Source organism: Bacteroides muris (ex Afrizal et al. 2022) (genome assembly GCF_004793475.1).
GTDB classification, from domain to species: domain Bacteria; phylum Bacteroidota; class Bacteroidia; order Bacteroidales; family Bacteroidaceae; genus Bacteroides; species Bacteroides muris.
In genome coordinates, this window is the sequence record NZ_SRYZ01000001.1 from 20,398 (window position 1) to 34,621 (window position 14,224).

Annotated in this window: 13 protein-coding genes; 4 read left to right on the forward strand and 9 right to left on the reverse strand. The window is 42.0% G+C overall.

Annotation, left to right across the window (positions count from 1 at the left end; translation table 11 throughout):
* Window positions 1–80: 80 nt before the first annotated feature.
* The 3 genes from E5355_RS00095 to E5355_RS00105 form a co-directional block, all read right to left on the reverse strand.
* Window positions 81–1,067, reverse strand: a complete 987-nt coding sequence (locus E5355_RS00095) for a FecR family protein (protein WP_136008652.1) — start codon at window positions 1,065–1,067, stop codon at window positions 81–83.
* Window positions 1,068–1,160: 93 nt separating this feature from the next.
* Window positions 1,161–1,742 carry an RNA polymerase sigma factor gene (locus tag E5355_RS00100; RefSeq protein ID WP_136008653.1) on the reverse strand — a complete coding sequence of 194 codons (582 nt, stop codon included), beginning with the start codon at window positions 1,740–1,742 and terminating at the stop codon, window positions 1,161–1,163.
* Between the two features lie 4 nt (window positions 1,743–1,746).
* A complete protein-coding gene (locus tag E5355_RS00105) occupies window positions 1,747–3,585 on the reverse strand; it encodes an ABC transporter ATP-binding protein (protein ID WP_136008654.1) in 1,839 nt (612 codons plus the stop codon).
* 256 nt (window positions 3,586–3,841) lie between these two features.
* Here E5355_RS00105 and E5355_RS00110 point away from each other — a divergent pair, with 256 nt between their 5' ends.
* The 4 genes from E5355_RS00110 (at window position 3,842) to E5355_RS00125 (ending at window position 8,192) form a co-directional block, all read left to right on the forward strand.
* Window positions 3,842–5,410 (forward strand): tetratricopeptide repeat protein, encoded by a 1,569-nt coding sequence (locus E5355_RS00110; protein WP_136008655.1) that lies wholly within the window; start codon window positions 3,842–3,844, stop codon window positions 5,408–5,410.
* Window positions 5,411–5,526: 116 nt separating this feature from the next.
* Window positions 5,527–5,916 carry a DUF3244 domain-containing protein gene (locus E5355_RS00115; RefSeq protein ID WP_136008656.1) on the forward strand — a complete coding sequence of 130 codons (390 nt, stop codon included), beginning with the start codon at window positions 5,527–5,529 and terminating at the stop codon, window positions 5,914–5,916.
* A 65-nt stretch (window positions 5,917–5,981) separates the two neighbouring features.
* Window positions 5,982–7,487 (forward strand): MAC/perforin domain-containing protein, encoded by a 1,506-nt coding sequence (locus E5355_RS00120; RefSeq protein ID WP_246866847.1) that lies wholly within the window; start codon window positions 5,982–5,984, stop codon window positions 7,485–7,487.
* An 81-nt stretch (window positions 7,488–7,568) separates the two neighbouring features.
* The gene (locus tag E5355_RS00125) at window positions 7,569–8,192 is read left to right on the forward strand and encodes a porin family protein (protein WP_136008658.1); all 624 of its coding nucleotides are present in this window, start codon (window positions 7,569–7,571) and stop codon (window positions 8,190–8,192) included.
* Between the two features lie 79 nt (window positions 8,193–8,271).
* On the opposite strand, the gene E5355_RS00130 is transcribed toward E5355_RS00125, so the two are convergent.
* The 6 genes from E5355_RS00130 to E5355_RS00155 all read right to left on the reverse strand — a co-directional run bounded on the left by E5355_RS00130 (window position 8,272) and on the right by E5355_RS00155 (window position 14,216).
* Entirely contained in the window at window positions 8,272–9,135 is an 864-nt protein-coding gene (locus E5355_RS00130; RefSeq protein WP_136008659.1) for a DUF6492 family protein, read from the reverse strand.
* A gap of 4 nt (window positions 9,136–9,139) precedes the next feature.
* Entirely contained in the window at window positions 9,140–10,018 is an 879-nt protein-coding gene (locus E5355_RS00135; RefSeq protein ID WP_136008660.1) for a glycosyltransferase family 2 protein, read from the reverse strand.
* 77 nt (window positions 10,019–10,095) lie between these two features.
* A complete protein-coding gene (locus tag E5355_RS00140) occupies window positions 10,096–10,950 on the reverse strand; it encodes an alpha-1,2-fucosyltransferase (protein WP_370282018.1) in 855 nt (284 codons plus the stop codon).
* 58 nt (window positions 10,951–11,008) lie between these two features.
* Window positions 11,009–11,989 (reverse strand): glycosyltransferase family 2 protein, encoded by a 981-nt coding sequence (locus E5355_RS00145; RefSeq protein ID WP_136008662.1) that lies wholly within the window; start codon window positions 11,987–11,989, stop codon window positions 11,009–11,011.
* Between the two features lie 20 nt (window positions 11,990–12,009).
* The gene (locus E5355_RS00150) at window positions 12,010–13,161 is read right to left on the reverse strand and encodes a glycosyltransferase (RefSeq protein WP_136008663.1); all 1,152 of its coding nucleotides are present in this window, start codon (window positions 13,159–13,161) and stop codon (window positions 12,010–12,012) included.
* 74 nt (window positions 13,162–13,235) lie between these two features.
* Window positions 13,236–14,216 (reverse strand): glycosyltransferase, encoded by a 981-nt coding sequence (locus E5355_RS00155; protein ID WP_136008664.1) that lies wholly within the window; start codon window positions 14,214–14,216, stop codon window positions 13,236–13,238.
* Window positions 14,217–14,224 lie beyond the last annotated feature (8 nt).

The window sequence follows — 14,224 nt, forward strand, 5'->3', positions numbered from 1 at the left end:
ATCGGCCGATTTCATAACTAAAGACAAGAAAACACAAAAAAAGTACCGATCCGTTTATATGTTGTACAACATATAAATATCTATTTCTTCTCCAAAATCACTTCTTTGTTCCGGATGCTTGCTTTCAGGTTGTAGGAAAGCTCAACGATTTCCAGTGCCTCGTTCAAATCCTTGGTGGGCAGAGTACCGGTGAAAGTATTATGCACGTACTCCGGACATTCTACCTTGAAACGCAGGTGGTAAGTCTCGCCCAGTGCGTGCAGAATATCGGCCAGCGGCGAGTTACGGAATATCAGTTCACCACGCATCCAGGCTGATGCCGTGGTGATGTCACACGGTTTCACCACGGTAATGCTCCCCGTTTGTTGATCCACAATGGCTTTCTCGGAAGGATTCAGAAAGACGCTGTCATTCTTTTGCGTGGAGATAAGCAACACGCGGCCTTCTTCCAATGCCAATTCGGCTGTCTTGCTGGTGGAGCGAACAGCAAGGTTGAAAGTAGTACCCAGTACTTCGACCCGCAGATGGGAACTACCTATGATAAACGGTGATTGAGGATCACGGCGTACCTCAAAGTATCCTTCGCCACTGAAATGAATGTGCCGTGCTTTTTGATTATAGGTACCAAGACTGTAGGATAAAGCCGACATGGAGTTAAGCGTCACCCGACTTCCGTCGGGCAACAGTACGCTGGCACGCTCTCCTGCATGGGCGGACACTACCACCTCACTCGCTTTCAGCTGTTTGTTATCATGCCGCAGGTAGAAGGTGTATGCCATCAGCAAGGGCAACAGGAGGCCTACGGCCACACGCATATAGGTATATCCGGTGAAGCGCCATCGTTCGGAAGTTTTCGGACCACGGCCTATCCGTCGATCTATCTGCCGCTTCATCCGGTCGACGCACTCGTCATCCACAGCTATGCCGTTCATATCCTTGCGGTTCCAATCATCCAGCAGTTGCTGCTCCAGTTCGTTGTCTGTGGCGCTGTTCACTTGCTGTCTCAGCCGAAGCAGTTCCTCGGCCGTCAATGTGTTGTCTCTATATTTATCTATCAGTTCCTTCATTACCGTCTTTTTCTAATAATGACAATCTTTAAAGTCAATCCGTACCGAAAAGGTAGCAGTTTATTAATAAATAATTCGATTTATAAGGATTAGTTAATGTATTAACATGAAGACGGGTAGGCAAAGAAGCTTGTCGAACACTTCCCGCAACTTTTTCATACCGAGCGAAAGCTGGTTCTTGACCGTCTGCTCACTCAGCTGCAGGTGCTGGGCTATTTCTTTGTTCGACCATTGTTGCAGTCGCGACAGCCTGACCACCTTCTGTTGCGTAGGCACCAGGGTGGCAAGGGCGCTATCGAACTTCTTCAGGAAGTCACTGTATTCCATCCGGTATCGGGTATCTTCCACACTCAACCAGTCCTGATAATTCAGGTAATCTTCATAGACAGGTTGGTTCACCTGTGCACGGTAGGCATTTATCAGCAAGTGTTTGGCCATGATAAAGAGCAGGGCACGCAAAGTCTGTTCCTGCCGGATAGTATCTCGCCGGTTCCAGAGGTTGACAAACACATCCTGCACGATTTCTTCGGCATCTTCGGCTTGCTTGATATATTGAAGGCTGTAAGCGTAAAGACACTTGGCATAGAGGTCGTAGATACGGCAGAAAGCATTGTAGTCTCCACGCTTCAATCTCCGTATCAATTCTTCTTCATTATTCTCTTCAACTGTCCACATCTCTCTACGCAAGGGATTGCATATCGTTCAGCCGCTTATAGTAGCCGTTCTTCGCCAAGAGTTCCTCGTGCTTACCACGTTCCACGATTTCACCTTCATAGAGTACACAAATCTCATCGGCATTCTTGATGGTGGAAAGGCGGTGGGCGATGGCAATCGTGGTACGGGTCTTCATTAGCCGTTCCAGAGCCTCCTGCACCAGTCGTTCGCTTTCGGTATCGAGTGCTGAAGTGGCCTCATCGAGTATCAGGACAGGCGGATTCTTCAGGATAGCACGGGCAATACTGATACGCTGGCGCTGTCCGCCGGAAAGCTTGCCGCCACGGTCGCCAATGTTGGTCTGATAACCGAGCTCGGTCTCCATGATGAAGTCGTGGGCATTGGCAATCTTTGCCGCTTCGATCACCTGCTCCATAGTTGCATTTTCCACACCGAAGGCAATGTTGTTGAAGAAGGTGTCATTGAACAGGATGGCCTCCTGGTTCACGTTTCCTATCAACGCACGCAAGTCGTGAATGCGAAAATTCTTAATATTCACACCGTCAATTGTAATCTCACCTAACTGCACATCGTGATAGCGCGGCAGCAAATCCACCAATGTAGATTTGCCGGAACCGGACTGGCCGACAAGTGCAATGGTCTGTCCTTTGGGCACCATCAGATTGACGTGCTTCAACACTTCGCGCTTGCCGTCGTAACTGAAGGAGAGGTCCTTAAATTCAATCCGGTCATTCATCCCGTGCAGCGGCAACGGGTTTACCGGTTCCTTAATGGGGTTCTCGGCTTTCAGAATTTTGTCCACACGTTCCATGGATGCCAGCCCCTTCGGGATGTTGTATCCTGCCTTTGCAAAGTCTTTCAACGGATTAATGATGCTATACAGAATCACCATATAAAAGATAAACGTGGAGGCATCTATAGATGTACCCTCACCCAGAATGAGCAGACCGCCGAACCACAGTACCAATACAATGAGCAGCGTGCCGAGGAATTCGCTCATCGGATGTGCCAACGACTGACGGATGGCTACCTTGTTGGTGGCATCGCGCAGCTCGTCGCTGCATTGCTTAAAACGGTCCACCATCTTGTCTTCGGCTATGAAAGCCTTGATTATACGCAGTCCACCAAGCGTCTCTTCCAGTTGCGACATGGTGTCACTCCATTTCCCTTGGGCTTCCAACGACTTGCGCTTCAATTTTTTACCGACCTTCCCCATCAACCAGCCCATACCGGGCAGCACCAGAACGGTGAACAAAGTCAGTTGCCAACTGGTCACAATCAAGGTAGAGAAGTAGAGCAGAATCAGAATAGGATTCTTGAGCAGCATATCCAGTGAGCTGGTTATGGAGTTTTCAATTTCACCCACGTCACCACTCATACGCGCAATGATGTCTCCCTTTCTTTCTTCGGAGAAGAAGCCGAGCGGCAAGTGCATCACCTTGGAATAGACCATGACACGAATATCGCGTACCACTCCCGTGCGAAGGGGAATCATAATGGCGGAAGAGCCGAAATAGCAGGAAGTCTTCAGCATGGTCATGAAAGCAAGGAAAAGCCCCATGAACAGCAGTGTCATCTGCGGCCCGTGTATCTCAATCATCTGAGTGACGTAGTAGTAGAAGTTGTTCACCGCCACTTCCTTCAGGCTACCGCTTCCCCACTCCATGAAGTGATATACCTCGGTATTCGCCCCGGTCTTGAAAAGAATATTGAGAATAGGAATGAGCAGTGTAAATGAAAAGACATTGAATATAGCGGACAGCACATTGAGCACGATTGCCCAACCGATATATCTCTTGTAAGGCGACACAAAGCGCCGCATCAGTTGCAGGAATTCCTTCATTGCTTGCAGTTAAGTGAATTATGAGGCGACAAAGATACAAGAAAACGGGGGAATGGGAAAGGGTTTCAGGTTATTTCTGCCTAAATGCCCACATTCTCTACTTTCTTTAATAATAGCCGGCTCATTTATTTTCCATCTTTACTCCTAACTTCCACACAATTCTCTTCAAACTTCAATATGCCCAAGCAATTATATGAGTAAATAATGAAAAAGATGTACCTTTGCACCCGACTTAACAGAGAACTTTGTTCACCACATGAGAAAAGCTATTATTACAACCCTATCTGTCCTAATCGTACTTCTGTTCATTGCTTGCAATACCCGAGTGAACTATAATAAGTACCTGATTGCAATTGACTCGCTCATCGTTCAGCAACCGGACACTGCCCTATCTATGCTCGAAGCATTCCCGACAAACAGCCTGCAGACCCAAGCTGACAGTGCTTATTATGGCCTATTAATGACAGAAGCAAGAGATAAGAACTACATTATCCAAACCAATGATTCCCTGATACAATCGGCCCTGACCTACTACAACGGCACAAACGACATAGAAAAGCGGGCAAGGGCCCATTACTATTCCGGCTGCGTCTACCGGGATTCACGAAAGAAAAAGGAAGCCATGACCCAATTTCTCATGGCAGAGCCGTTGGCTGAAGAAGCAGGAGAAAAGCGTTTGTTAAGCCTTATCTACTTCAACATAGGCCATCTGTATTATTCACAAAATCTGAACACACAAGCCGATTCCACCTACCGGCTGGCAGCACAAATAGGAGAAAAAGACCCCGTCCTTCAAGCATCAGTCCTAACACAAAGAGGACTCATCCAAATGGAAAAAGGAGAGGCATCTTATCCCGAAGCCGAAAAAATGATATTAAAAGCACTCAGCATTGCGGAAAATTCACCCAACATACGATTGAAAGAAAGCGTATTCACCTCACTATGCCTACTATACAATTGGATGGAAAACGGAGAGAAAGCTATAGAATTCGCCAAACGGAATCTTGGCGTACAAGCGAACCCAGACACATGCTACAAAGCTTTCGAACTACTTGGAAGCGCATATTACCAAATATCACAATACGATTCAGCCCATTACTATCTACAGAAAGCCCTGCCTACAAAGCACTTTGCCACCAAAGCCAGTATATATATGTATCTGGCCGATATAGCCAAAGAGCAAGGCGACTTGGCTACTTCCTTAGAGATGGAACGCAAGTATTCAGCCTACTTGAATAGTATGCAGAACAACAGTCAAACCGATGAGATTATCACTGCCGAAAAAAATCTGCGATTCAATTCCTTACCAGAGAAACTCAACACACAATCCATTTCCCTAATTTTGTCTATTGGCATTCCACTAACATTCATCGGAATTTTAGCAATCTTCATCCATGTACTATTTCTAAGAAAGAAACAAAACACCACCCATCCGATTGCAGCATATATACCTGAAGAGATTCATGAAGAAATGTTCGAGCAATCCGATGTCTACAAAAAGATGAAACGCATCATTCAGTCCTACAAGACGAATGGCGGTTCAGCAGAAATGATGCACAAAAACGACTGGCGACAATTGATAACAGAAACTGACAAATGCTGGAGTAATATAACTTCCACATTACAATCAAGATACGGACTGACCGAAGATGAAATCCGCTTATGCTGTCTGTACTTGGCCGACCTTCCGGCAAGCCATCTCTGCCACATATTGAATTGTACACGAGATACTGTATACAAAAGAGCAGACCGTATACTGGAGCAACGAATGGGATTCGCACACAAAGAAGCTTCACTTAAGAATGTTTTAAAAGAGCTCCATTAAGACTGATTTATATGTCTTTATACACTTTTATACGACATGATTATACAACATTATACACTTTCCGTAGTGCATCAAAGCTACTTTTGCACTATCAATAACCAATAAAGTGTATCACAATGAAAAGATTCTTTTTTATGCTGACTGTAATATTCTCATTAAGCAGCGTTCTGACATACGCACAAAGAGAGAACAGTCCTTTTGCAGAAATTACCTTGAACCAAAGAAAAAAAACAATTGATAAGAAAAACCACCCTATACCCCGTAGCATACTTCCCGGAACTGCCAATGCCTACTTATATAATAATACAGTATGCATCGACTTCAACGAGACATTGCCCACTGTCACCATCACCCTCATCAACGAATCGACCGGTGAAACCGTCTATTCGGAAACATGCGATGCTCCAACAAATATCAGCATCAACCTAGATAAAGAATCTTGCAGCAACTATTTTATCCAAATAGAATCCGATGGAGTATTCTTGTATGGCAACTTCACACTATAGAAGCACTCAGCATACAATTTATCAATCAAAAGTATACGAAATTCATGAAAAAGCTATTTCTATTTATGAGCTGGATAATACTTGCATTATCCGGTTGTTCCGATGAAAGTGTCATCGAACCCGATTCAACGTCACTTCCTCAAAGTGTAAATACCCGAACCGCAGGTGATGGCATATATGATGTATTAGGTTATGGCTATGACATAACCGAAGAATATATGGGCGAGAATTCAACCAAATTAAGAATAATAGATGTGGATGCATTCGTAAAAGACCATAAAGACAGATTCGACAACCCCTTTATAGGCATAATCGACCAAAGAGTGTTTGCCGGAGAAGATGCACACTCCTTTCTGCACCAAGTCATCACTGATACCAACTTCGAAGGGTCTGTAGGCAAAATAGGCATTAAAGATGATGCCGAAGGATTCTTCTCTGGTACAATCAAAACCGGTTTCAAGTCAAACACCATGTCATCTTACTCTACCAAATACTCCTTTGCAAGAGCTGAAGTCCTGAAAAAGCAAAGAAGATATTTATTGAATACAGACATCAGCACACTGTCCCAATACCTATCCACGACTTTCATCGAAGACCTCAATAAATATTCTGCTGCAAAAATCGTAGAAATGTATGGAACTCATGTACTGACTAAAATTATTGTCGGAGGAAAATATGTTGCAGATTATAAATCAGCGATAACAGAAGAAACAAATCGTACAGAAAAGACCAAAACTGTAAGTGCCGGAGCCAAGTACAATCTCAGTTCTATAGGTTTAAATGCCAACGGAGCATGGAATAAAACTGAAATAACAGAAACAAACAAAAAAAACACCAATTGGGAATGCCATATCAAATCAATCGGCGGTTCCACATCCGGGACATCAATAACCGTTACTCCCGGCCAAAGCACTTCATACACCATCAACTTAGGAGCTTGGTCGGAATCCGTAGACGACAAGCATTCAAAACTGATTGACGCGGACTGGAATGCGACATACCCTATCTATGACTTAATATCCGACCCGATTAAAAAGCAAAAAGTAAAAGAAGCTGTACTTGCCTATATTGATAGCAAAAAAATCGTAGTGAAAGAAGTGAATCCATTTTATAGGGTATACAAAGGCAAAGACAGAAACACCTTTTACTCATCTTCATATGAAGAAATAATAGACAAAATGAATATTGGCTATCTTCCTGACCCTATATTAACTAATTATGTTCAGGGATATGTATTCAAAAATGCAGAACCCGGGACTGTACCTATTTACAGACTATATAAATCTTCTACAAAGAATTCATATTATACCACCTCGTGGGATGAGGTCCAAAACATGCAAAAGAAAGGATATAACTACGATAATTTTAAAACATCATACATTCAAGGCTATATTTACAAAAACGAAATGCCTGGAACCGTCCCTCTTTATAGACTTTACAAAGGCGCAGTCAGAAATACCTTCTACACAACATCTTCCGCAGAAGTGAAGTATATGCAGAATATGGGTTATGCGCTCGACCCCGAACAAATCGGTTATATAATAGGCTACATGCTTCCTTATAAAGATTGAAAAATGTTCAAAAGGATTAAACACATTTCTCTAATAAGCATTACCTTTGCACCAACATTAATTAATTAATTAATAAACAACATGAAAAAGATTTTAGTTTTATTCGCATTACTGATGACTGGCGTTATGGGCATCCACGCGCAAGAAGGACTCAAATGGGGAGCGATGGCAGGTATGAATTCCAGCAAGTTCTCCACCGATGGTTTTGACAGCAAGGTAGGTTTCCATGCCGGCATCAAGGCCGAGAAAGACTTGCCCCAGATAGCCCAAGGTGTTTATCTCGACATGGCTGCACTGCTGTCCCTGAAAGGAGCACAAGTCAGCGCCAGTGGCGCATCCTTAAAAATCAATCCTTACTATTTGGAAATCCCCATACACATGGGCTACAAACATGCCGTAACGGAGAGCATCAGCCTATTTGCCAACTTCGGCCCTTACTTTGCCGTCGGTCTCTTCGGCAAGATGAAAGAAACGGACTACTCAATTGACGAAGTAGGAGGATTTACGAATATCTATGATTCTGCCAGCGCTTTCGGAGACAATGCCTTGAAACGTTTCGACTTCGGTCTGGGATTAAAAGCCGGTATTGAATTCTGTCAGAAATATCAACTCTCCATCGGATATGACTGGGGACTGACTGACAATATTGAGAACGGTAGCAACAAAAACCGCAACCTGATGCTCTCATTGGGTTATTGCTTCTAAAGATTTGACAGTGTGGAAAAGGGTACTAAAATCCCTCTTCCACGCTATCATCCCCCTTTATTTCCTTTCCTATTCAATTTTACCGCAATTTTGAAACCAGCTTCATCAATGGATAGAATATGTATTCCTCCATATCATTGCACAATTTCCTAATAGACTTACGGGGAGTGCTCCAGCTTTCCAGCGAAATAGTATCGTATTTCCTGGATAATTTTCGGAGCTTTCTTTTAGAGATACTACGACTATAAACGTTTCCTGCTTCTCTGAATGTGCGGAGTTCCTTCAGGATGAAATAATCCGGATAATTGTAATGGCAATAAGTTCCATAAGTTTCGAATTCAGAAAATCCATTCTTCTCATCCGCAGGAGCTGCATTGATAACCTTCTCAAACCATGAATCGCCCGGAATGCCGGAAGTTTCCATCTTCCGAATCAGCTCCTTCATAATAGGAACAGAAACGAGCATGTGTTCGGCAATAAATGAATAGTCCGTAGCCTTGCCATAGCCGATGAGCGCCTGCATCGTCCTGAAGTAGGGCTCATGATATTCTGTTTTCGGAGTAAATATCATTTTATTTGAGGTAAAAAAGGACAACCGGTTAAGAGGGATGGTATCACTATCCCATATCAGATAATAATCTTTGGCGTATCGGCTACGCGCAAATTCCATCTTGAGGAACTGCTGGTAATACCATCCGAATCTATACTCACATGTAAAGTGCCGCCCGGCTATTGCCTCCAGCTGCCGACGGTCCGCAACAATCTCTTCCTCATCAACCAGACTGACATTATATCTGCTCCGGAACCTTTTTGAAAAGAAGCCGAAACTATGCTTGTCTGTTATAATATAAATATTATCACTTCCTATATTCCGGTGAATATAAAAAACAGTCTTCTTGACAATCAGGCAGTCCTTGGAAGAAACACATATCACGACATCCATACCACTACTTCTTTTTTTTCTGATTCTTATGCCGCCTTGATGAGGACGAGAAGATGGAATTTATTCTATACAAGAACAGAACGAGTTTCCGGGCACGTTTGGAGAACCTCCTTGTATGGCTCACTATGGGGATTATCTTACCTAACTCGGAATTCTTGTACTCATTAAGTTCCATCCGGGTTCTATCGAGTTCCAACAAGCTATCATAAAATGCTGCCGGTATGTTATCCTTTATCCAACGCATCCGCTCGTCTACCCCTAAAGACCCGCTGGACGCACTGATTCCATTTCCGTCGTATTCGGCAATGCATACCGGCACACGTTTATAGCTGCATCCTCTCAGGATAATATTCTCTACAATATGAATCCAATCGGAAGCCAGGATATAGTCCGTTCTGTATCGTTGATTATTGAAAAGGGAGTGATGAATGAAACACACTTGATGACAAATGGTATCTTTCAGTAAAATGAAGACAAGGTCGAGAGGAAAAGGAGATTGTATATTTATCTTCTTATCTGCCGAAACAGCAACCCTTACATCGCCATAAATGTATTCCGTCCCATCAAAATCCACCTGACCTAAAACATCTCCCACCAGAAAATCACCGGAATTAAGGAATTGCAAGTATTCTCCACCAGCATGTTCCATTCCCTTATTCATTCCGTCGTATATCCCTTTGTCCGGTTCTGACACCCAGAATGTCACATGCGGGTTTCCTTCCGCATACTGCTTGATTGTTTCCAGACTACCATCCTTGGAACCGGCATCAATAATGATATGCTCGTAAGAGGAAAAAGACTGGTGTCTGACGCTTTCCAACGTTTTGCTTAGACCACTGTTGTTATTAAAGTTTACAGTTATAATGCTTAGTTTAGGTCTCATATCGATAAATGTAGATTTCTATAATTTGTAAATATACGCCATATTATTCATTCATTGAGAACAATAACGAAGTGGCTCTATAAAAACACCGGATTCAGAAACAGTTCCTTCCACGGATATTCCACTTCATCATCGCAAAGGACTACTGTCTTTTCCGGACTATCCTCTAAGAGAGCACCGCATTTGCCCAAAGTCCCTTTACTGGTAATCTGATGCCGACAACAGGCTATCAAAAACAAGTCCATATATCCTTTATCCGAACCGTTTATATCGACAACCTTACAATTACCTTCCGTAAGATAAAGTTGCGGAATAAGTTCATCCCTCACCCAGTCCGGCTCATCCGAAAAGAAATAGAAGAAAGAAGACATATCCCTATCCTGCATATAAGTCACTGCCGACTTGAAATACTCCAATGAAGCAGGTTTGCCGTAAGCCGGAATTTCCACTTTCAAGTCCCCACGCCTTACGTGGACAGCCACGGAACAAGGACGTGAACCAATCTCTGAATACAGCAATTTATTCTGTGCATCCAGCACCTCGGGCATTACCCTAAAAAGCGACCGAAATGCAGGAAGCCAAATATCAGCCGGAACATGATAATAACCACCTAAATAGACCGGAGGCTTCTTTTGTAGAAATGAAAAGTCATTTTCCCGACTCAACGTATTGTTCCCCAAATTGTAATATTTCCTTTTATACACGTCAACAGCTACTTTCGAAGCCTTCTTTACAGATAAATAGGGAAATGCTTTCTGCAAATCAAAGTTTCTGACAAAATGATAATCCATATCGCTCCCCCACTCTTTAAAGAAGGTCAAGTCATATTCCACCCTATATCCTTTTTGTCCAAAAAGATGTCCCAGCAAATACTGATGCATCTGTGAGCAGACCCCACCATCCATCAAAAGTACCACCTTAGGAACCAACATTCCATTTTTCAGAAGAAAACGATATATTTTACATTTTATCTTGTGCAATATATTCATTCTATAGTTTGTTTTTTAAGATATAATATTTTACCCTCAAATTCCCCCAAAAGGTTGAAAGCTTGTAAGCCTCCAACAGCTTACGTTCCCGCCTGGACAGATTTTCAACCAAATCCGGGTATCGCTTCACATCAGCAACCAACCGTCTCATGTCATCTGCAACATCCCCGTATTGTTTCCAGTAAAGACTCGTATATGCAGTCTGAAGATGCATATAGGCAATCTCCTTTCCCAATTGTTCCGACAAACCTTTGGCAGACACATATTTCTCAATCCATCGTTGATAAGCCCTGAAATCCTTATACTTTTCCTCATTCGGCAGACAAGACATCGAGGACGAATTTCTATAATAATTAACAGTAGGAATATTCAAAGAAACAATCCTATCAGCCGCCAGAATCAATTGTGTCATCATGATGGCATCCTCACCTATCGATATATCGGCGACAGTTTCAATCTTGTTGTTAAGAAACAATGAACGTTTTTGAAAATGAGACCACACACTCCAATAAGCCTGCAAATTCAATTTCTGCCTGAAATAACTGATTCCTGAAATCTCACCGAATGTATAAGGCTCTGAAAGAACAGGCCCCTTGTCCGGATAACAAAAAAGGAAAGAAGATGCAACAATATCAGCATCAGTTTCTTCTGCCCTACATACTAACTTTTCAATAACCCCATCAATCAACGTGTCATCACTGTCAAGATGCTGGATATATTTTCCGTTTGCCTTCAATATCCCGGTTTTCCTGGCAAGAGGCAACCCTTCATTTTTCTTGTCTATACAAACAATACGCCTGTCAACTTCCATATATTTCTGGATTATTGAACGGCTTCCATCAGTACTCCCATCATTCACTATTATAACTTCCAATCGGCTATAGTTCTGATTTATCACACTAAAAATGCAATCCTCAATATATTTCTCTGTATTAAAAACAGGTATGATAACAGAAACCAACGGCAAAGCATCACTATTCATACATCAAAGCTTTTAGTCTATCACAAGGATTCAAACAACTCTTTCCATTTCTTTCCCACAATCTGCGGAGAGTACTCTTGCGCTTTCACGACAACATTCTGCCGCATTTGTTTCAACATATCGGGATCCTTCAATAGCTTCAACAGTGTCCGCGCATATTTAGATTGATTAAAAGGCGATACAAGAAATCCATTCACTCCTGACGGTGAAATTATCTCCCGCACTCCGGCGCCACAATCATAAGCCACGGGCACTACTCCATTCGCCTGCGCTTCCGTCAAGCAAAGCCCCCACCCCTCAAAAGTAGATGTCAGACACAGCACCGATGCATCCCTATAAAAACCGGACACATCTTCCTGATAGCCCAAGAAACGAATCCTTTGCAAATTGCAGGCAGTAGCTTTCTGCTGAAGGTTCTGCCTTTCAACACCATCACCAATCAGAAGCAGCTCCCAATCCGGCACTTGTTTATAAATCCGCTTCCAAACATCAATCAACCTATCCACACGTTTATCAACATAAGTAAAGCGCCCTACAAATAATATTTGTTTCTTCTTATGATGGTTGACCGAAAGAATTTGCCTTTCAGAGTTGGGTATCACGTGAAATTTATTGTTCTCAAAAGGTACACCAAGTTTCTTTATCAGCGTATGCTTGTAGTCTTCGCACAATACAACATATGCATCAGCCCGCCCATACAAATTTTTATGTTGTTCAATAAACGGCTTATCATATTTTGGGAACCATTTTTCCCTTGGACAAGTTATAAAACGCCACTTCAACATTTTCAACCATGAACCTTCGGCACGTTTACCTTTATCTGCCACTTTTGCCACAGCCTCCCATAAAGGAATACTATGCGGCGCAAATACCAGCTTGCAATGAACACCGTCCATGATGTAATCCAGATGTTTCAAAAGATGTATAGGCAATACAAAAACATCAATAAAGAGTGAATTTATAATTTCAATAAAAGCATTCGCATTCTCCAACGAATTAATATCCTGATTAGGAAGTTCTATGATTTCTATACCAGCTACATCATACGTTTTATGGCATAAAGCCACAAAGCTTTCATAACCATAGCCAGATAGATAATTAGCTATATCAATTGTAACCCTTTCTGCTCCTCCACAAGGAAACACTTCATGAAAAAATAAAATTCGCTTCATAATTAGTTTCAACTCAGACTCTAATACAAATTCACTTTCCCTACATCATAAAAAGCTATCATTTAGTCCAAAAGTTATTTTCTTTTTCGTTTCTCTTTGCTACGATAATATGCAATAAATAAAGAAGGGGCATACTTATATAAAAAGATATGCATAATTCCCTTTCCTTTAGGTAACGGTGATAGTCCCTTTGCTTTCATTTGCACAATCATCTCATGCTGGAATCTTGCCGGTATCCCTTTTCTTATTCCTATACGAAAAGTAGTCAATAGCCTTCTTGCAATCAAATTTTTAAAAAAACTATTCATCTTTTCCGTTTTCACATTCTTTTGTCTAAATGCTTCCAAGCTCTCCATAGCCTGAAGCATATAAAGAGAAGCGTGTTCATCATAATTCATCATAAACGAATCTGAATTCTTATAATAATGATAGAAAATTATAGATGAATATTTTACACGCCTTGCATAAAAGAAGATTCTGGGAATAATTTCTTCATCTTCATGACGAATAGGCAAGAACTTCAATTTATGTTCTTGCCAGAAAGAGGCTCTATAAGCATTGCACCAGACCACTTGTGGCAAAAACTGTTGCATAAAATCCGTTCCAGACCAAACTTGAGCCGACAAGACCTTTTCATCAGACACTCGATTAAACTCTTTGGGAAGTTTTCCTTTTTCATCCCAATACTGAAAATCCATTACCAAAATGTCTAATTCATCTTTTTCAAGAGAGTCATAAACATATTGTAAGACATTACTTTGAATCCAGTCATCCGCATCAACAAATAAAAAATATTTTCCTTTAGCTTTCCGACAACCATAATTTCGTGCTTCACTGACACCGCTATTTTCTACTGTCATACAATGAAAATAAGAATAACGATTGGAATATTCATGTAAAATAGCTCCGGTTCTATCTGTTGAACCATCATTAATTACGATAATCTCATATTCCTTGGTCGACAAATCTTGATTTACCAATGAATCAAGGCAACGTTCCAGATATTTCTCTGCATTATATGCCGGAACTATAATAGACATCTTTATTTCAGCCATACTCAATC